The sequence below is a fragment of the Streptomyces caeruleatus genome (genome assembly GCF_001514235.1).
Classification (GTDB): domain Bacteria; phylum Actinomycetota; class Actinomycetes; order Streptomycetales; family Streptomycetaceae; genus Streptomyces; species Streptomyces caeruleatus.
This window is the reverse complement of record NZ_KQ948951.1, coordinates 21,921-40,144: the sequence shown is the minus strand read 5'-3', so window position 1 is coordinate 40,144 and position 18,224 is coordinate 21,921. Positions and strand designations below refer to the sequence as shown.

At 70.7% G+C, this 18,224-nt stretch carries 17 protein-coding genes and 4 pseudogenes; 13 read left to right on the top strand and 8 right to left on the bottom strand.

Features of this window, described 5'->3' with window-relative positions; all coding sequences use genetic code 11:
* Positions 1-63: 63 nt before the first annotated feature.
* Positions 64-543: a hypothetical protein gene (locus tag AQJ67_RS43465; protein WP_425264227.1), complete on the top strand. Its 480-nt coding sequence runs from the start codon at positions 64-66 to the stop codon at positions 541-543.
* A 331-nt stretch (positions 544-874) separates the two neighbouring features.
* Here the strand turns inward: AQJ67_RS43465 and AQJ67_RS50040 are convergent.
* Positions 875-1,294, bottom strand: a pseudogene (locus AQJ67_RS50040) (N-acetyltransferase family protein); the annotation flags it as partial.
* A gap of 158 nt (positions 1,295-1,452) precedes the next feature.
* On the opposite strand from AQJ67_RS50040, the gene AQJ67_RS43455 reads away from it, so the two are divergent.
* Both AQJ67_RS43455 and AQJ67_RS43450 read left to right on the top strand, forming a co-directional pair.
* The gene (locus AQJ67_RS43455) at positions 1,453-2,640 is read left to right on the top strand and encodes a cytochrome P450 (RefSeq protein WP_062725592.1); all 1,188 of its coding nucleotides are present in this window, start codon (positions 1,453-1,455) and stop codon (positions 2,638-2,640) included.
* Positions 2,641-2,652: 12 nt separating this feature from the next.
* Positions 2,653-2,847, top strand: a complete 195-nt coding sequence (locus AQJ67_RS43450; protein WP_062725590.1) for a ferredoxin — start codon at positions 2,653-2,655, stop codon at positions 2,845-2,847.
* A gap of 81 nt (positions 2,848-2,928) precedes the next feature.
* On the opposite strand, the pseudogene AQJ67_RS43445 reads toward AQJ67_RS43450, so the two are convergent.
* A pseudogene (locus tag AQJ67_RS43445) lies at positions 2,929-3,911 on the bottom strand (Gfo/Idh/MocA family protein); the annotation flags it as partial.
* Between the two features lie 437 nt (positions 3,912-4,348).
* Between AQJ67_RS43445 and AQJ67_RS50035 the strand changes: the two are divergent.
* The 6 genes from AQJ67_RS50035 to AQJ67_RS43420 all read left to right on the top strand — a co-directional run bounded on the left by AQJ67_RS50035 (position 4,349) and on the right by AQJ67_RS43420 (position 9,042).
* Positions 4,349-4,555, top strand: a complete 207-nt coding sequence (locus tag AQJ67_RS50035; RefSeq protein WP_244190802.1) for a hypothetical protein — start codon at positions 4,349-4,351, stop codon at positions 4,553-4,555.
* Entirely contained in the window at positions 4,552-4,887 is a 336-nt protein-coding gene (locus AQJ67_RS50030; RefSeq protein WP_244190801.1) for a hypothetical protein, read from the top strand. Before AQJ67_RS50035 ends, AQJ67_RS50030 begins: the two co-directional genes overlap by 4 nt.
* A gap of 784 nt (positions 4,888-5,671) precedes the next feature.
* Positions 5,672-6,538 (top strand): 3-hydroxyacyl-CoA dehydrogenase family protein, encoded by an 867-nt coding sequence (locus AQJ67_RS43435; RefSeq protein ID WP_062725588.1) that lies wholly within the window; start codon positions 5,672-5,674, stop codon positions 6,536-6,538.
* Positions 6,535-6,798, top strand: coding sequence for an acyl carrier protein (locus AQJ67_RS43430; RefSeq protein ID WP_062725586.1), 264 nt, complete (start codon positions 6,535-6,537; stop codon positions 6,796-6,798). Before AQJ67_RS43435 ends, AQJ67_RS43430 begins: the two co-directional genes overlap by 4 nt.
* The gene (locus AQJ67_RS43425; protein WP_062725584.1) at positions 6,795-7,907 is read left to right on the top strand and encodes an acyl-CoA dehydrogenase family protein; all 1,113 of its coding nucleotides are present in this window, start codon (positions 6,795-6,797) and stop codon (positions 7,905-7,907) included. The genes AQJ67_RS43430 and AQJ67_RS43425 overlap by 4 nt, the downstream gene beginning before the upstream one ends.
* A 28-nt stretch (positions 7,908-7,935) precedes the next feature.
* Positions 7,936-9,042 (top strand): HAD-IIIC family phosphatase, encoded by a 1,107-nt coding sequence (locus AQJ67_RS43420; protein ID WP_062725582.1) that lies wholly within the window; start codon positions 7,936-7,938, stop codon positions 9,040-9,042.
* A gap of 109 nt (positions 9,043-9,151) precedes the next feature.
* Here the strand turns inward: AQJ67_RS43420 and AQJ67_RS43415 are convergent, their stop codons facing one another.
* The 3 genes and pseudogenes from AQJ67_RS43415 to AQJ67_RS43405 all read right to left on the bottom strand — a co-directional run.
* Entirely contained in the window at positions 9,152-9,931 is a 780-nt protein-coding gene (locus AQJ67_RS43415; protein ID WP_159058942.1) for an AfsR/SARP family transcriptional regulator, read from the bottom strand.
* A gap of 96 nt (positions 9,932-10,027) precedes the next feature.
* Positions 10,028-10,348, bottom strand: a complete 321-nt coding sequence (locus AQJ67_RS43410) for a hypothetical protein (protein ID WP_062725578.1) — start codon at positions 10,346-10,348, stop codon at positions 10,028-10,030.
* Positions 10,345-10,743: pseudogene (locus AQJ67_RS43405) on the bottom strand (sigma-70 family RNA polymerase sigma factor); the annotation flags it as partial. The gene AQJ67_RS43410 and the pseudogene AQJ67_RS43405, both read right to left, overlap by 4 nt.
* Before the next feature lie 98 nt (positions 10,744-10,841).
* Between AQJ67_RS43405 and AQJ67_RS46445 the strand changes: the two are divergent.
* Positions 10,842-11,321 (top strand): annotated as a pseudogene (locus AQJ67_RS46445) (carbon starvation CstA family protein); the annotation flags it as partial.
* On the top strand, positions 11,318-11,506 hold the full coding sequence (locus tag AQJ67_RS43395) for a YbdD/YjiX family protein (RefSeq protein ID WP_062725574.1): 189 nt from the start codon (positions 11,318-11,320) through the stop codon (positions 11,504-11,506). The pseudogene AQJ67_RS46445 and the gene AQJ67_RS43395, both read left to right, overlap by 4 nt.
* A gap of 72 nt (positions 11,507-11,578) precedes the next feature.
* Here AQJ67_RS43395 and AQJ67_RS43390 read toward each other — a convergent pair whose 3' ends face one another.
* Positions 11,579-12,247: an O-methyltransferase gene (locus AQJ67_RS43390; RefSeq protein WP_062725572.1), complete on the bottom strand. Its 669-nt coding sequence runs from the start codon at positions 12,245-12,247 to the stop codon at positions 11,579-11,581.
* A gap of 476 nt (positions 12,248-12,723) precedes the next feature.
* Between AQJ67_RS43390 and AQJ67_RS43385 the strand changes: the two genes are divergently transcribed.
* Entirely contained in the window at positions 12,724-15,429 is a 2,706-nt protein-coding gene (locus AQJ67_RS43385) for a BTAD domain-containing putative transcriptional regulator (RefSeq protein WP_159058941.1), read from the top strand.
* Here AQJ67_RS43385 and AQJ67_RS43380 read toward each other — a convergent pair.
* Together AQJ67_RS43380 and AQJ67_RS48060 are read right to left on the bottom strand one after the other, a co-directional pair.
* Positions 15,396-16,655, bottom strand: a complete 1,260-nt coding sequence (locus AQJ67_RS43380) for an acyltransferase domain-containing protein (RefSeq protein WP_244190800.1) — start codon at positions 16,653-16,655, stop codon at positions 15,396-15,398. The genes AQJ67_RS43385 and AQJ67_RS43380 overlap by 34 nt on opposite strands.
* A gap of 225 nt (positions 16,656-16,880) precedes the next feature.
* Positions 16,881-17,219 carry a hypothetical protein gene (locus tag AQJ67_RS48060; RefSeq protein WP_062725566.1) on the bottom strand — a complete coding sequence of 113 codons (339 nt, stop codon included), beginning with the start codon at positions 17,217-17,219 and terminating at the stop codon, positions 16,881-16,883.
* A 9-nt stretch (positions 17,220-17,228) separates the two neighbouring features.
* Here AQJ67_RS48060 and AQJ67_RS43370 point away from each other — a divergent pair, with 9 nt between their 5' ends.
* Positions 17,229-18,197 carry a PucR family transcriptional regulator gene (locus AQJ67_RS43370; RefSeq protein ID WP_062725564.1) on the top strand — a complete coding sequence of 323 codons (969 nt, stop codon included), beginning with the start codon at positions 17,229-17,231 and terminating at the stop codon, positions 18,195-18,197.
* Positions 18,198-18,224: the final 27 nt, after the last annotated feature.

The following is an 18,224-nucleotide window of genomic DNA, read 5'->3' as shown; positions in this document are numbered from 1 at the left end:
TGCCCCTACGCTTCCACGCGATCAGTGACAAGCGACGGAGAGGCTGCCGTGCCCACCGAGGACATGACCATGAAGCGCATCGAGGAAGCCATGGTGCTGCAGCACGCGGGCGACAGCTCCGGTGCTCGGCAACGGTTCGCCGAGATCTGGGAAGAGATCGCCCCGGACGGAGACCCTTTCCACCGCTGCGTCCTCGCCCACTACATGGCCGATCTTCAGCCGGACCCGCAGGACGAACTGGACTGGGATCTGCGTGCCTTGGACGCCGCCGCCTCGGTGACCGACGAGCGGGCCAAGCAGCACGACTCGGCCTTGGCCATCCGCGGGTTCTACCCGTCCCTGCATCTCAACCTCGCCGCGGACTTCCACAAACTCGGAGACACCACGCAGGCTCGCACGCACCTGACCCAGGCGCAGGAGCACCTCGATGCGCTCGACGACGACGGCTACGGCCAGGGCATCCGATCCGCGATTCAGCGGCTCGCCGGCCGGCTCACCGAGGAAGACCCCATGACGTCGGCGAACGAGGAAGCGAGTAACTGATCACCGCACAGTGCCCAAGTGGGCACGCACCCACCCGGGTTGACGGCGCGGCGGATGGCCGGCGTGCGCGGATTCGTCCGTGTCGCTCACGACAGTCATCGGCCTGGGGACAGCACCCCGAGCTCTGACTCTCAACGCCTGCGGGCGCGTTGGTGGACATCCACAGCAGCCGCTGCTGAGGGTTTGAAGGATCCGCGCCGCAACCCTCGTGTTCCGGGACTACATGCCGGGCTATGTCTTCAACACCGCCAAGACCCCGGCGGCTGCCGCGCACGCCTGGCTGATCCAGGCGAAGATCCGGGTACGGGCTGGCGGAGGTGCTGCCCTCTCGGACCATCGGCTCACCGGGGCCGTTGTAGTCGTCCACCACGCTCGCCTCGAACCCGAGCGACTTGTGAAACGCCACCGATCCCGTGTTGCCGGTGCTCGTGATCGCCTTCAACCGCACAGCGCCCTGCCGCCGCGCGGCCTCGCTGAACGCCTCGTACAGCGCCCGGCCCAGCCCGGTTCCCTTCGTGTCGTCACGCACCGCGATGAGGTGCACGTAGCCCGTACCGCCCGGCGTCATGAAGCCGATCACATACCCCCGGGTCCCGTCCTCGGCGCGGGCCACGAGGCAGGTCTCCGGGAACTCCTGCACCAGCGCGCGGAGATGGAGTGCGCGCAGGTCGCGGTCGCCCCAGTAGCGGGGGTAGGCCGCGAGGACTTCGTGGAGGTCGGTGATGCGGGCGGGGGTGATGGGTGCGGGCATGGGAGCAGGATCGGGAGGGGAGGGGCCGCACCGCTCGCGGTCTTGGGCTGACTGCTCAGACTTGCCGCCCCGGTTTGTGACTCCAGCGCGATCGGCCGCAACGGTTCGCGGATCTAATGACGAACCAGTAGGGGAGCCCTTCGCTTGCGAGGTCATCGATGACGCAATCCGCCGCTTTGCCCTTTCCTCAGAACCGTACCTGCCCCTTTCACCCGCCCGGCGCCTACGACGCGCTGGCACGGCCGCTGTCGCGGATCACCCTGTACGACGGCCGCGAGGTGTGGGCGGTCACCGGCCACACCGTGGCCCGCGAACTGATGGTCGACCAGCGCGTGTCCGTCGAGGCGTGGCGCGACGGCTTCCCGATCCCCGACCCGCGTTTCGCGACGGGCGTCCGGGACCGCCGTCCGACGGTGTGCGGCATAGACGATCCCGAGCACGCCGCCCAACGACGGACGCTGATCCCGAGCTTCACACTCAAGCGGACGGCCGAACTCCGACCGCAGATCCAGCGAACCGTCGACGAGCTGCTCGACGCGATGGTGGCCCAGGGCCCGTCGGCCGAACTGGTGAGCGCCTTCGCGCTGCCCGTGCCGTCGATGGTGATCTGCTCGCTGCTCGGCGTCCCGTACGAGGACCACGAGTTCTTCGAGACGCAGTGCCGCAGGATGTCGCGTGGCCTGCCCGAGGACGCCTTCGACGCGGGCTCCCAACTTGACACGTACCTCGGCGAGTTGATCGACCGCAAACAGGTGACACCCGGTGACGGACTGCTCGACGACCTGATCCGGACGCAGATGGTCGAAGGGGAGATGGAGCGGGCCGACCTGGTCGCCCTGGCGTTCATCCTGCTGGTGGCCGGGCACGAGACGACGGCGAACATGCTCTCGCTCGGCACCTTCACCCTGCTCCAGCACCCGGACAAACTGGCCGAACTGCGCGCCGACCCGTCCCTGTGGCCCGCCGCGGTGGACGAGCTGATGCGGTTTCTGGCCATCGCGGACGGGCTCCTGCGGCTGGCCCTGGAGGACATCGAGATCGCCGGTACGACGATCAAGGCCGGCGAGGGGCTCGTGTTCGCGCCGTCCCTCATCAACCGCGACACCGAGGTCTTCGACAATCCCGACGAGCTGGACTGGCACCGCCCGGTCCGTCAGCACCTGGGGTTCGGCTTCGGCGTTCACCAGTGTCTCGGGCAGAACCTGGCGCGGGCCGAGATGGAGATCGCGCTGCGGACACTCTTCGAACGGCTGCCCGACCTGAGGCTGGACGCGCCCGCGGAGGAGATCCCCTTCAAGCCGGGCGACACCATTCAGGGAATGCTCGAACTTCCCGTGACCTGGTAGAGGTTGGCCGACATGCGTATCGAGATCGATCAGGACACCTGTGTCGGCGCGGCCCAGTGCGCCCGGACCGCACCCGGTGTCTTCACCCAGAACGACGAAGGGCTCAGCGAGCTGCTGCCGGGCCGCGAGGACGGCGCCGGGGACCCGCTCGTGCGGGAGGCCGTCCGCGTCTGCCCGGTCCGGGCCATCAGCATCTTTGAAGAGTGAGCAGTGGAGCTTTTGGTGCCGTGCCCCTGGCGGGAGAGCGAGGGGCACGGCACCGGCGCGTCGTCCGGCCCTCTCAGGCCCCCGCACCTCCGCGATCGTCACCGGACGGTGCTCATGCAGCGACAGCGTGCACGCCTCCGCGATCCAGCCCGCCTCCAGAGCGTCCTCGATCGTGCAGGGGGACGGGCGAGTACCCGTCACGACCTCGGTGAACGCGGTCAGCTCCGCGCGGTACGCCGCCGTGAAGCGGTCCATGAAGAAGTCGTGCGGGGTGCCGGACGGGAAGGTCACGCCGGGCTCCACCGGCCGGAGCGGCAGCTTGTCCTCCAGGCCCACCGCGATGGAGTCCGTGAAGCCGTGGATCTCCATGCGGACGTCGTAACCGCGGCCGTTGTGCCGGGAGTTGGAGACGACGGCGATGGTGCCGTCGTCGAGGGTGGGGATCGCGCCGGTCGTGTCGGCGTCCCCCGCCTCCTTGATGTAGTCCGCGCCCCGGTTGCCGCCGACGGCGTACACCTCGGTGACCTCGCGGCCCGTCCCGCAGCGGATGATGTCGAAGTCGTGTACGGAACAGTCCCGGAAGATACCGCCGGACGCGGCGACGTACGCGGCGGGCGGCGGAGCCGGGTCCAGGGTCGTTGAGCGGACCGTGTGCGGCGTGCCCAGCTCACCCGCCCGGACGGCCGCGCGCGGCGACGAACCCGGTGTCGAAGCGCCGGTTGTAGCCGATCTGGATCGGCACCCCGCTGTCCTGGACGGCCTTGAGGACCTCGACGCCCTCGGCCATGGTCCTCGCGACCGGCTTCTCGCAGAAGACCGGGATGCCGGCCTCGACACCCGCGCGGATCGGCGCCGGGTGCGCGTCGGTCGCGGCGGCCACGACAATGCCGTCCACACCCGCCGCGAGCAGCGTCCTCGGGCGAGTCGACGACGTCCCCGCCGAACCTCTCGGCGGCGGCCTTCGCGGCATCGGCGAACGGGTCGGTCAGGACGAGGGAGTCGACGGCGTCGAGTCCGGAGAGGGTCTCGGCGTGGAAGGCGCCGATGCGGCCGAGGCCGAGGATTTGTTTTTGGCATCACCCTTAGGAGCTGCACCCTCATGCGCATCGGAGGCCGAGGTGCGGCGGCCGGCGGCGGTGTGGAACGCGGTGGAGACGGACGTACGGGACCTGGTCCGTATCGGTCCGTTCCGGGGTGTGCCGGAGCAGGGGCGTACGGTCGGCACCCTGCGCGGTTGGCGTCGGCGCATCTGCCGGGAACTGGAGGAGGAGCGCCCCGGAGGGCAGGGCGGTGATGAGCCCAGACCGTCGTCCCAGTTGGCAGGGCCGTCAGCCTGTGACGGACGTGCACGGTCCAGCCGTCCCGCAGCGCCCGTACCGGGACGAACTGCGAGGTCAGCTGTACTCGGCGCTGAGGCGCAAGCCCGGAACCTCCCGTCAGGTGGCCGGGTGGCTGTGTGCCGTCTGCGGTGCGGCGCCGACCGCCGTACTGGATCACTGCCATGAACACGGGTACGTCCGCGGCCCCGGTCTGCCCGTCCTGCAACACGCTGGAGCGCCCCGACCACCTGTACGGCAACGACATCCGCGTCGCCGGCCGCTACCGGCGCCTCTTCGACACCGACGCGGCCGGCTGGCTGCGCCACTGGCACCGCTGTCCGGGCTGTCGCACCCGCACCACCCTGCCGCTGCCCCGCCTCGCCGCATGACCGCCCACACAGCCAGCCGCGCCCTGCACCCCACCCACCCGGGCTCCGGAGGGCGCAAACCCTGCGGAGTGCTGCGCGTCTCGTGGACGGGCAGTCAGAACGCCCCCCGATCCTGCCTGCTTACCGTCTCCGTCGACCTCTGCCCCTCTGGCGAACACCGCGTCCTGGCACGGGTGCCCTACCGGGAGCCCGTCGAGCGGTTCCGCACCTGGCTCGCCGAGACCGCCCCCGCCGTGGCCGCCGAAGCCGGCCCCGACCGCCTGGACGACCTCCCCACCGAGCCCCGCCCCGTCATCGCCGACACCAGCGGTGAAGGCATGTCACTCTTCTGACCGCCACCGGCGAAGCGGCTCCCCGGCCCACCGGACGGCGTCCGATGCCGGGTGCGCTGCGGCAGGGGCGTCGAGCGGTCCGGCGGTCAGGCTCGCCGCTTGCGTGGGTGTCGCCGGGAGTGGGCGGCCGTTGCGGAGTCGCTCCCGGTGTCGGGTGCGCTGCGGTAGGTGGGTTGAGCGGTTCGGCGGTCAGGCTCGCCGCTTGCGCGGGTGTCGCCGGGAGTGGGCGGCCGTTGCGGAGTCGCTCGCGGTGTCGGGTGCGCTGCGGTAGGTGGGTTGAGCGGTTCGGCGGTCAGGCTCGCTGTTCGCGCGGGTGTCGCCGGAAGCCGGCCGCCGTCCCGGAGCCGCTACGTCACGCAGGCGCCGGAGACGCCCGGTACCGACACCGCCCGAAGTCGGCCGCCGCTGTCCCGCGGCCACCCCCGACGCGTCCTCGCGCGTACGCCCGTCCCCCCGCCCCGCTCCTCGAAGCCGCCGCCGTCCCCCCCCGCCCCGCTCCTCGAAGCCGCTGCCCTCCCATCGCCCCGCTCCTCGAAGCCGCCGTCCCGGAACTACCCCCAACGCGCCCCGGCCCGCTCCTTGAAGCCGGAACTGCCCCCCGACCCGCCCCCGCCCACCCTTCAAAGCCGCCGCCCCCGCAGCCCTCCGGCTGCCCCGCGTCGGTCTTGGGACGGCTACTCAGACTTGGCGTCCCGCTTTGTGACTCCAGCGCGATCGGTGGGGGCGCGTGAGTGTGTTGACTGCGTAGCGAATCCTGCTGGTTCGCGCGCGGAACGGTGGTCACGTGGGCACGGAGTCGGAGACATACCAACTGGGCATCCTGGGCGCCGGCGTCATGGGTTCGGGCATCGCCGCGCTCGCTGTCGGGCACGGGGTGCCCGTGGTGCTCATGGACACGGATCCGCAGGCGCTGGAGCGTGCGCGGGCCGCCGTCGCCCACCAGGTGCGGCACGCCGGTCTGGTCGCGGCGCTGCCCGCCGGGGTCCCCCGGGGCGAGCTGGTCCTCAGCACCTCTCCCGAGGACCTCGCCGGTGTCACGGCCGTCGTCGAGGCCGTCACCGAGGACTTCGCCGCCAAGGCGAAGGCGCTGGCGACGGCCGCCGAGGCGGTCACCCCCGGCACACCGCTGCTGACGAACACCTCCGGCATCCCCGTCGACGAACTGGCCGACGGCCTGCCCCGCCCCGGCGACGTCATCGGTACGCACTTCATGAACCCCCCGTACCTGATCAAGATGGTCGAGGTGAGCCGGGGCCCGCGCACCGCAGACACAACCCTCGCGGCCACCGAACGGCTGCTCACCGGGCTCGCGCGGCAGCCCGTGGTGATACGCGACGCGCCCGGGTTCGTCACCAGCCGGCTCCTGCACCCGATGATCAACGACGCGATCCGGGTCGTCGCCGAGGGCACCGCCTCGGCCGAGGCGGTCGACCAGCTGATGCGGGGCTGCCTGGGCCACCCGACCGGACCGCTGCGCACGGCCGACCTGATCGGCCTCGACAACCTCGCCGATGCGCTCACCGCCCTGCACCTGCGGACCGGTGACGAACGCAGCAAACCCTGCGTGCTGCTTCTGGAGAAGGTGCGCGCCGGCGACCTCGGACGCAAGACGGGCCGGGGGTTCTACGACTACGGAGAGGGTCTGAAGTGAGCGACACGGAAACCGCCTCGGCGGACGAGGCGGAGATCTCCGCCTCTCTGACGCGCTACCTCCACGACAAACTGAAGGTCGAGGTGGCACCGGACGACGACCTGTTCGCCACGGGCCTCGCCAACTCGATGTTCGCCATGGAACTCGTCGTCCACCTGGAGCAGACGTTCGGCGTGATGATCGAGGGCCAGGACCTGAAACTCGACAACTTCCGCAGCGCCCGTTCCATGGCAGGACTCGTCACCCGGCTCCGGTCATGAGCACCGGCGTCACCGAGGAGACCGGCGAACGGGCACTGATCGCCGGTCTCGTCGGTGACCGGCCCGGGGTCTGGGACCTCGCCGGGGAGATTCCCACGGCCGTGCTGCGGGAACTGGGCCGGCAGGGCCTGCTGTGCGCCCAGGTCCCCGAGCGTTACACCGGACGCGGGTACACCAGCGAGCGCAACGGCGAGCTGACCGCGTACGTGGGCAGCCTGTGCAGTTCCCTGCGGAGTGTCATGACCTCCCAGGGCATGGCCGCGTGGACCGTCCAGCGGCTCGCCGACGCGGGGCAGCGCCAGGCCTATCTGCCCCTGCTGACCGGCGGCAAGCTCGCCGCGGTCGCCTTCAGCGAGACCGAGGCGGGCAGCGATCTGTCCGCCATCGGCACCCGGATCACCGAGGGCGGGGACGAGGTGGTCGTCGACGGCGCGAAGGTCTGGGTGACCGGGGCGAGCTACGCGGACCTGGTCCTGGTCGTCGGCCGCTGCACCGACGGCGCCGGTGTCGTCGTCGTCCCCGCCGACGCGCCCGGGGTACGGATCGAGAAGGTCGCCGACCCGCTGGGCTGCCGGGCCGCCGGACACGCCTCGGTGCGGCTGGACTCCGTGCGGCTGCCGTCGTCCGCGCTGCTCGGCGGTGGCGGGCAGCCGCTGCCCCTGCTGGTCACCACGGCGCTCGCCTACGGCCGGATGTCCGTGGCGTGGGGCTGCGTCGGCATCCTGCGCGCGTGCCTGGACGCGGTCACCGAGCACGCCCGTACCCGCTACCAGTCCGGCCGGCCACTGGCCGAACACCAGCTCGTCGTCCGGCACCTGGCCGAACTGCTGGTGGCCGAACAGTCCGCGACCCGGGTCAGCGAGCACGCCAGCCGCTGCTGGGACGGCGGGGCCCCCGACCAGGTCACGGCGACTGTGCTGGCCAAGTACCTCAGTTCCGTGCACGCCGTGCGGGGCGCGGCGTCGGCCGTGCAGGTCCTCGCCTCGGCCGGGGCGACGGACGGTCACGTGGTGGCCCGCGCATACCGCGACGCGAAGTTGATGGAGATCATCGAGGGCAGCAGCGAGATCTGCCAGCTGATCCTCGGACAGCACGCCCTGTCCCGGTGACATGAACTCAGGAGCGAGGGGAGAGGCGATGTCCGGCGACACGCCGCCGTTGGTGAAGTGTCTGGTGTGGGACCTCGACAACACCTTGTGGCAGGGCACCCTGCTCGAAGACGACCGGGTCCGTTTCGACAAGGCGGTTCGGGACGTTCTGGAGCGTCTCGACGAACGCGGCATACTCCACTCCGTCGCCAGCAAGAACGACCACGACCTGGCCTGGCGCCGGCTCGAAGAGCTCGGCGTCGCCGACTACTTCGTCGTCCCGAAGATCGGCTGGGGGCCGAAGTCAGAGTCGATCCGGCGCGTCGCGGAGGAACTCCGGTTCGCCCACAACACCCTGGCGTTCGTCGACGACCAGCCGGCCGAGCGCGCGGAGGTGGCCTTCCACCTCCCCGAGGTCCGCTGCTACTCCAACGATCAGGTCCTCTCCCTCCCCGGCCTGCCGGAGTTCACCCCGGCCCGGACGACCGCCGACGCGCGCCACCGCCGGTCCCTGTACCAGGCAGGCTTCCGGCGGCAGGCCGCGCAGGAGGATTTCGCGGGACCCGACAGCGCCTTCCTGCGCACCCTGGACATGGAACTGCGCATCGGTCACGCCAGCGCCGAGGACCTGGCCCGGGTCGAGGAACTCACCTTGCGGACCAGCCAGATGAACGCGACCGGGGTCCACTATTCGGACCACGTGCTGCGCGGGCTCATCGACGACCCCGGCCATGCCGTCCTCGTCGCCACCCTGACCGACAGGTTCGGCCCGCACGGGGCGATCGGCGTGCTGCTGCTGCGGACCCAGGCGCGGGTGTGGCACCTCAAGCTGCTGGCCACGTCCTGCCGGGTGGTGTCCTTCGGGATCGGCGGCGCCTTCCTCAACTGGCTCATCGGCAAGGCCCATGAGGCCGGTGCGCACCTGGTGGCCGACTTCCGCCGCACCGAGCGCAACAGGATGATGGACATCACCTACCGGTTGGCGGGGTTCACCGAGGAGGACTGTTCATGCCTGGGGCACCTCGCGCCGGGTCCGCAGGACGACGGCGTCGTCGTCCGGCTTCACCTCGTCCCGGATCAGCGGGCGCTCCCGGACACCCTCAGGCTCGTCGCCCCGTCCAGCCTCGTGGAGGAGCATCCGGTAGCCCGGCCGTGAACGCCCGGCTTCCCGGCCGTGAACGCCCGGCTTCCCGGCCGTGATCAGGCGGCCGGGAAGCCGGGCGCGAGAGGGTGGCGAAGAATCGTGTCTGCAAGCGGGCGCGGCCTCACCCGGCGCCGGCGGCCGACTTGAGGCTGCTGTCCGGGTTCCAGTCGAGGGACGCGTCCTGGTTGAGGATGCGCAGATGGAGATTCCGCAGGTCCTCGCCCGGCTCGCGGTCGAGGTGCCGGACGAGCGCGAGCCGGGTGCGGCGGTAGACGGCCAGGGCGTCGAGCTGCCGTCCGCACCGGTACAGGGCCACCATGCACTGACCGGTCAGGCGTTCATGGGGGATCTGGACCTCGGTCAGGGAGACCAGGTCGGCGACGATGTCGCGATGCCGTCCACAGGACAGCGCGATGTCGAAGATGTCTTTCAGCACGGTCTGGCGCCGGTGTTCCAGAGTGCGCAACTCGGGCCAGGACATGCCCGATTCGGTCAGATCCTCCAGCACGGACCCCCGGGACAGCGTCAGGGCCTCCGTGAGGGCACGGGTCGCCGTTACCGGGGATCCGGTGAGGTACGCCTCCCGGGACCGGCTGATCAGGGCGAAGAAGCGCGTGCAGTCGAGTCGCGCGGGGTCGACACGCAGCATGTAGCCGCCCTCGCCGGTGATGAGTTCCGGTCCGGTGCCGGAGGAGGACGCGCCGGCCAGCAGGGCGCGGAGCTTGGCCATCGCCTTGTGCACCATCTTGACGGCCGTCGCGGGAGGGTTGTTCCGCCACAGGGCGGTCACGAGACGGTCGGTGGTGACGACGCGGTTGATGCGCAGCAGCAATAGCCCGAGGGCTGTGCGCTGGTGGGTTCCTGTGAGGAAGAGGGGGGAGTCGTCGGCGACTACCTTCAACGGACCGAGTATGAAAAAGTGCATCCCTTGCTCTTTCGGCCGCAGACATGTCCTGATGATCTTCTCTGCCGCAGATTCTTTCCCCCCACGGCGACTCTACGTCCCGGCCAGGGACCTTGCTGATGCGATCTTGACGCCCCCGTTCGTTTCGCCGTACGGGACACAGGCGCCCGTGCCGGTGAAGATCACCCCCGAGTGCGCCGGCGCCCGGTTCAGCACCCACAGCCCGATCAGCGTGGCCAGCGTGAAGACTACGGCGACGACTACGGCGACGACGAACCGGCGCCGGCGTTCGCGGCGCAGCCACCCGCCGCGCGCCGTGCGGTAGGCGTCCGGGGTGCCCTGGATCCCCCCGGCGAGGGCGGCCAGGGCCTCGGTCAGCTCCCGCTCCGTGCGGCTTCGGCCGGTGTGGTTCATCGCCGGGCCTCCATCACCTGGGTCAGCGCGGCGAGGCCGCGCGCGGTGTGCGTCTTCACCGAACCGCCGGAGATGCCCATCGCGGCGGCGATCTCGCTCTCCTTCAGCCCGAGCCAGTGCCGCAGCACGAGCGCCTCACGCTGCCGAGCCGGCAACTGCCGCAGCGCGCCGATCAGGACGCGCTGGTCGTCGCGGAGCAGCGCCGCGTTCTCGGCGGAGACGACGGTCTCCTCGGGCGGGTTCTCCACATGCTTACGGGCGACCTGGAGGTGCCGTATCCGCATCCGGGTGAGATTGCAGACCGTGGAGCGCAGATACGCCTCCGCCGCCCTGGCGTCCCGGAGCCTGCGCCACTTCCGGTAGAACTCGTAGTACGCCTCGGCCACCACGTTCTCCCGGTTGCTGGTGCGGGGTCAGCAGCAGCGCGTCGCCGCCGATCCGCCGGGCCGCCCCGTCGAAGACGGCACCCGGGCCGCCGAGCCGCTCCAGCACCCTCTATGCGCTCTTCGGTGTCGCCAACCAGCTCCTCGCGGCGCTCGCCCTCGCCGTCTGCACCACGATCCTCATCAAGTCCGGGCGGACCCGCTGGGCCTGGGTCACGGGCGTTCCGCTGGCCTGGATCACCGTGGTCACCTTCACCGCCGGCTGGCAGAAGATCTTCTCCGACGACCCGAAGGTCGGCTTCTTCACCCAACGGGCCCGGTACGCCGACGTCCTGGACGCAGGACAGGTCCTCGCCCCGGCCAAGCACCTGGCCGACATGCACACCGTCGTCACCAACTCCACCGTCGACGGTGTCCTCATCGCCCTCTTCCTGGTACTGGTCACCGTGGTGCTCGGCAACGCGGCGGTGGTCTGCGTGCGCGCGGTGCGCTCCGGTGTCCCGATGCCGACCACCGAGGCGCCCTACGTCGAGTCCCGCATCGACGTGTCCGACCAGCCCGCCGAACCGCTCGCCGAAGTCCACTCGTGAGGCTCCGCCGCCGGGCGCGCGCCGTGCGCTGGTACCTGCGCGAGCTGACCGGGGAGGCGGAGTACGACCGCTACTGCGGGCGGCACCGGCTCCACCACCCCCTGGCACCGGTCCCGACCCGCCGCGAGTACCAAGTGCCGCGCGCCGCCCAGCAGGAGAGCCGGCCGGCCGGCCGCTGCTGCTGACGCACCCACGGACCGGCGAGGCGGCGCTCACCCACGCCGCCTCGCCGGTCCGCGCGTCGGCGCCCCAGGTGTTCAGGGGGTGCGCTTGCGGGCGAGGGTGATTCCGTCGGCCATGGGCAGGAGCGAGAGGTCGACGCGGGGGTCTCGGTGGAGGAGGGCGTTGAGGGCGCGGATGGCGGTGGTGTCCTCGTGCTGGTCGGCGGGGTCGGCGACGCGGCCGAAGAGGGCGGTGTTGTCGAGGACGGCGAGCCCTCCCGGCCGCAGGAGCCGCAGGGTTTTCTCGTAGTAGTCGTGGTAGCCGGTCTTGTCGGCGTCGATGAAGACGAGGTCGACGGTGGATTCACCGTGTTCGTCGAGGAGCGCGCTGAGGGTGTCGCGGGCGTCGCCTATGCGGACGTCGATGAGGTGGTCGACTCCGGCGCGCTTCCAGTAGGGGGCGGCGTAGCGGGGCCATTTGGGGTTGGTGTCGCAGGTGATGAGCCGGCCGTCGGGGGGCAGGGCGCGGGCGAGGCAGAGAGCGGCGTAGCCGGTGAAGGTGCCGATTTCGACAATGGTGCGGGCTTGGGTGAGCGAGGCGAGAAACCCGAGGAACTGACCCTCTTCGGGCATGACCTGCATGGTGTGTCCCAGGGGGAGTTCCCGGGTGTTCGAGCGCAGGTCGGCGAGGATGTCGTCCTCGCGCAGGGAGATGCCGCGGAGGTAGGTGAGCAGTTCCGCGGAGAACTCTGTCTGGTCTGCCACGTGCTGGGTCCTTCCTTGGGTTTGTGAGGAGTCTTTCGGGATTCGGTACGCCTCTGATTAAGCCGCTTGCACGTAAAGGTATACATGGTGAACGAATGGTGAAATTACTGGGAGGCAATCCGGATTCAGGGCAGTGCTTTGCCTGGTTAGCGGCTTATTTTGGATTATGTCTGAGGAGGGTTGGGTGAGACTTGACCTGGGGGTTCTGGTGTGCCGACCGGGGTAGTTGTATGTTCAACATCGACCTGCATGTGAAGCCGAGAGCGGAGGGCGGAATGGTGGAGTTTCAAGTCCTGGGTTCGCTTCGGGTAATCGCTGAAAACGGCGAGATTCCCCTTCCTGGAGCGAAGGGGCGCGCCGTTCTCGGATATCTTCTGCTCCATCCCAATCAGGTCGTTTCGAGCAGTGCTCTGACCGCCGCATTGTGGAACGGAAAGGAGCCTGCTTCCGCCCGCAAGATTCTCCATAATTCCGTGATGCAGATACGCAAGACGCTTTTCGGGCATTCGGTCGACCGGAACGGAGTCGCGGTGGAATTGCTCACCCGGGCTCCGGGATATCTGCTGAAAGTGGACGAGGAACTGATCGACGTCACACGTTTCGGCGCGCTGGTGCGGCGCGGACGCACCCTGATGGCCGGCAGCGGCCCCGAACGGGCGGCGGCGGTCTTCCGCCAGGCGCTGGACCTGCGCCGCGGGCACACGCTGGCGGACCTGGTCGAGGCCGGTATCTCGTGGCCCGAACGGGACGCCGTCGAGAACGCCTGCCTGGACGCCTTCGAGGACTACGCCGAGGTCGAACTGATGTGCGGCCGGCATGAAGAGGTCCTGGTGGAACTCCAGCGGCTGACCCGCGCCGAGGGGCGGCGCGAATGGCTGCTGGGCCTGTGCATGATGGCCCTGGCCCGGTGCGGCCGACAGGCGGAGGCCCTGGACATGTACGAACGCCGGTGCGCCGAACTGGAACTCGCGTTCGGCATCGAACCCGGCCCCGAACTGCAACGGCTCCACCACGCGATCCGCACCCGCGACCCCGTCCTCCTGTTGCCCGGCGCCGGCTCGGTATGGTCCCCGGCCCGCTGTCCGGCCCCCGCCGCGGACCACGCGCTCGCATGCACCGCCCGAGACCCCGGCACCCCGCGGCCGCTCCCCGGTTCCGGCGCCGCCGCACCGCCCCCCGGACGCGCCCACCGGCCCCCGACGGAGCGCAGGCAGGTCACCGTGCTGCAGGTGCGTGTCCTGTGGCAGTGGACGGACCTGGGCACCCTCCCCGAGTCCGTGGAGGAGAAGCAGACGCAGATGCACACCGCGGTTCAGGAAGAGGTCGCCCGCTTCGGCGGGATCCTCCTGACCCGGATGGGCGCCAACTGGCAGGTCGCCTTCGGCGCCGACCCCTGCCACGGCGACGATCCCTACCGCGCCGTCCTGTGCGCGCTGGCCCTGCGCGCCCGGTTCACCCGGGGCGACCGCGACGCCGGGACGACCGGCGCCTTCCCGGCACCGGACGGCGGGGTACTCGTCGCCGTCGCCTCGGGGCTCGCCGTGGTGCGCGCCAGGCCCGACGGCGGACCCCCGGCTGTCACCGGAACGGTCGGCGAGATGTGCTCCTCGCTCCTGCCGTACGTCCACCGCGACGAGATATGGGTCTGCGACCGGACCCGACGGGCCACCGAGGCCAAGATCGTCTACCACCGCGCGCAGATCCAGAGCGTGGTGTGGTGCGCGATCGGCGTCCAGCCCTACGGCCACGACCTGGCCGCCCCGCAGCCGACGGTCGGCCGCGACTGGGAACGGAGGCGACTGGACGCGGAGTTGGACCGCTTCCTCGCCGGGACCGGACCCCGCCTCGTCTCCCTCGTCGGGGACCCCGGCACGGGAAAGACCCACCTCGCCGTGGAACTCCTGCGGACCCTCCGGCAACGTCACGCCCACGAGCCGCCGCCCGTCGTACGGCTGCCCGCCGTGCTGGACGACTGGTCCCTGGCCCACGCCCTGCGGGACTGCTGCGGCATCACCGCGCAGGACCCCTCGGACGTGGCGCGGGCGAAACTGGGCCGCACGGCCGCCGCCGTGGCGCGCACCCCGGACGAGGCGATGCGCACCCGCGCCGCGCTCCTGCCCCTCCTGGAACGCACGCCGGACCGTGACCGCACCGGCGACACCGACCGGCCACAGACCCTGATGACCCTGCTGGAGTCCATGGCCCACGCGCGCCGGCTCGTCCTGGTCGTCGACGACGTGGAGTACGCCGACCCCCTGGTCCTGGACTTCGTCGACCGGATCTCCCAACCCTTCGGCGGCGCCTCGGCGTTCGTCATCGCCGACACGCGCCGCACGGCGGGAACGACCTGGCTGTACGGCACGACGGTGACGGTGCCGCCTCTCGCGGACCGGGATCTGCAGACCCTGTGGGACCGTCTCCTGCGCCCCACCGTCCTCGTCCCCCACCCGGTGGACGACGACGGCACCCTCGACGAACTGCTCACCGCGCTGCGCTGCGTGCTCGTACCGGTCTGCGCGGGTCTGCCCCGGGTCGCCCACGACTACGTGCGGCTGATCCGGGACGCCCTGCGGCGGGGCGGTGAGCCCACGGCGTACGACAAGCACGCCGAACGCCTCGTCCACGCCGTACCCCCCACCCTGCGATGGCGGTCCGAAGCCGCGCTGGACCGGCTGCCGGGCACCCTGCGCGTCACGCTCCAGGACGCCGCCACCGTCGACACCGTGTTCTGGGCCGACGCGGTGGCGGCGGCGGGCGGCCGGGACCGGCAAGAGGTCCGCGCCGACCTCGCCGACCTGGTGCGCCGCGGCCTGCTGTCCGTCTCGTACGGCGACGCGCCCTGCCAGGATCCGCACTACGTCTTCCGCGACCCCGTCGACCGCCATGTGGCCCACGCCCGCATCCCGCTCCAGGAATGCGCGCACAAGAGCGCCAACTACGCCCTGTGGATCAGCGGGCAGACCCCCGGTCAGCGGGAGGAGTTCCTCCGCCACTGCGCCCGCGGCACAGGGGCGCCCCTCCCCGGGCCCGGCGACGACGCCGGGACGCCCGGCCTGCCCCTGTGGTACCCCGATCAGCTGGCCCCCCTCGCCGAGGGACTCAGGGCACTGCTCTCCCTCGACCGGCAGGCACGGACGGCGTTCCCGTTTCAGCACGGCGCCCCCTGCCCCGCCTCCCCGTAGAGGCGCCGCCAGTCGACGGGCAACCCGTGCACGTACGCGTCCGCGAGCGCGGTGACGAAACGCCGCATGCCCCCCTCGTCGCGGCGCAGGCTCGCCAGAAGCGACACCGGGGTCCCCGACTCGTCGGCGATCCCCTGGAGGCCGATGTTGAGCACCGGCTGTGGACCGCACTCGACGAACGTGTCGTAGCCGTCCGCCAGGAGCGCCGACACCGTTTTGTGGAACCGCACCGTCTCCCGGAGATTGCGGTACCAGTAGTCGCCGCCGAGCCCGGCCGGTCCGATCCGCCCGGCGGTGACGGTGGAGTAGAAGGCGACGCCGGTGTCCTGGGGGCAGGTCTCCTTCGACAGGCGCAGCACCTCGTCCCGGACCGCCTCCACCTGCCCGGAATGGGCGGCGAAGTCGACTCCCGGCAGCCGCCACCGCAGGATCCGGGCGGCCGACAGAGCCGACTCGAACGCGCGGACGTCCTCCACGCCGCCGGAGACCGTCAACGCGCCCGGCCCGTTGACGGCGGCCACCCACAGCCGCCCCTCCCAGCCCGCCAGCATCTCCCGCACCTGCTCACCGGAGCCCATGATCGTGACCATGGCCCCGTCGCCGCGGATCGCCTCCAGCGTCCGGCTGCGCAGGGCGACCAGCCGCGCCGCGTCCTCCAGCGAGAGCGCCCCCGCCACGTGCGCGGCGGCGATCTCGCCCTGGGAGTGGCCGACGACGGCGGCCGGCTCGACCCCGAACGACCGCCACAGCGCCGCCAGCGACACCATGGTCGCGAACAGCACGGGCTGCAGGACGTCGACGCGCTCCAGCGACGGCGCGCCCGCGCGGCCGGTCAGCACCTCTTCCAGTGACCAGTCGACGTGGGGGGCCAGTGCCTGCTCACAGGCACGGACGCGGTCGGCGAACACCGGCGCCGAGCGCAGCAGGTCCGCGGCCATCCCGGGCCACTCGGTGCCCTGACCGGGGAACACGAACACCGCCCGGCGGCCCGCCTCGCCCCTGCCGGTGAGGAGGTTGGGCGCCTCCTCGCCCGAGGCGAGCGCGTCCAGCCCCGCGAGCAGCCCTTCCCGGGTGTCGTCGACGACGACCGCACGCTCCCCGGACGGCGTGCCACCGGCGACGAGCCGCGCGCCGATCTCGGCCGCCGACGTCGCAGGATCCGACCGCGCCTGCCCGCTCAGTCTGGCCGCCCGAGCGGCCAGACCGGCGCCGGTTCTCGCCGACAATACCCAGGCCACCGGTACGGAAGTGGATTTTTTGTGACCGGCCTCATCAGTCATGCGCGGAGTCTAGATAACACCTGGCAACCCACGGCTCATCGCCGGGTATGAGTAACTCCGCCGACCACTGATACTCCGCAATTACCCAGCGATTCCTCGGCTGTCGAACGCGGGTGCTAGCGTTGGGATCACTGAAAGGGAAGTGCCGGAGGATGTGCTTTGATACATTTGCTACGCCCTTTTGAGCAAGAAATACTGAATCAGTCGTTCATCAATACCCCACTGCTCGACCAGGCGATTTCCGTGGCCGGTCCGGAAGCAGTGGGCTGGGCTCTGGAGAAGAGTCGCGTCCTCGTCGACCGGGTGGCCGAGAAACATGCTTCCGACGACCTCGGTCCACATGTCGATCCCAAGCTTTTCGAAGCGGTCTCCCTGTGGGGGGTGTTGCGGCTCGGCGCGCTGGAAACCCTGCCGGAGAATTTGAAGAACGAAATCGGGGACATAATCCGCAAAGGTGTCGAATTCGGCATGCAGGTCGACCCACTGCTCCGTTGCGTACGCTTCATCCATGCGGAACTCATGCAGGAATTCTTCGATTCCTGCACCATCGCGCTGCCCATGGCGGAGCGCCCGGAAGCGATGCGGCGGCTCTCCGCGGATCTCTTCGACGGCATGGAACAACTGTCCCTGTTCATCGGCAAGGAATTCGCCGAGTGCCGAGCGCGCTGGCTCGCCGGATTCGCCCGAGGACGCATCACTCTCGTCAACGCGATCCTGGAAGGCCGCCCGGTCGACCTGGCGAGCACGGTGCAGCGCCTCGGCTACGACCTGACGCTGCACCACATCGCCCTGATCCTCACCTGCGAGGAACCCGTACCCGACGGCGTCGGCGGCCTCAAGGACACGGCACGCAACCTGCTGGAGGCGGCCGGCTGCTCCTCCACACTCCTGTTGCCCGTCGGCACCACCCGGCTGTGGGCGTGGGGAGGCCGCAGCACCGCCCGCCCCACGGCATTCCGGCACATCGAGAAACCCCTCTCGGTGCCCGCCCACATCCAGGCGTTTTCCGGACTTCCGGGCGACGGCATCACCGGCTTCAGCCAGTCCCACTTCCAGGCCCGCGCCTGCGAACCCCTGGAGACGGTGGCGGAGACCCGGCCCGCCGGCGTCCGCGACTACGGCGCACTGGAACTCCTCCTGCTGCTCGGCAACGAGATGCCCGCGGCCACGGACTTCGTTGTTCGCGAACTCGGCCCGCTGGCCGCCGATGACAAATCCACCGCCGCGCTCCGCGAGACGGTCCTGTGCTACCTCGAACAGGAGCGCAGCGTCGCCGCGACCGCCGAACGCCTCTACGTCGCCAAGAACACCGTCCTGTACCGCGTCAGGAAGGCCGAGCACCTGCTCGGCAAGTCCCTGCGCGAACTGGGCGAGGACCGGTTGCGCCTGCACAGCGCGCTCTACCTCGTCCACAAACTCGGCACCGGCATGCTCGCCCCCCGCGAGAAGGGCGCGCCGCCCGCCGCCACGCGCCGCCGGTCCGCCTGACCGCTCAGCCCGATCCGGCCGGGTCCT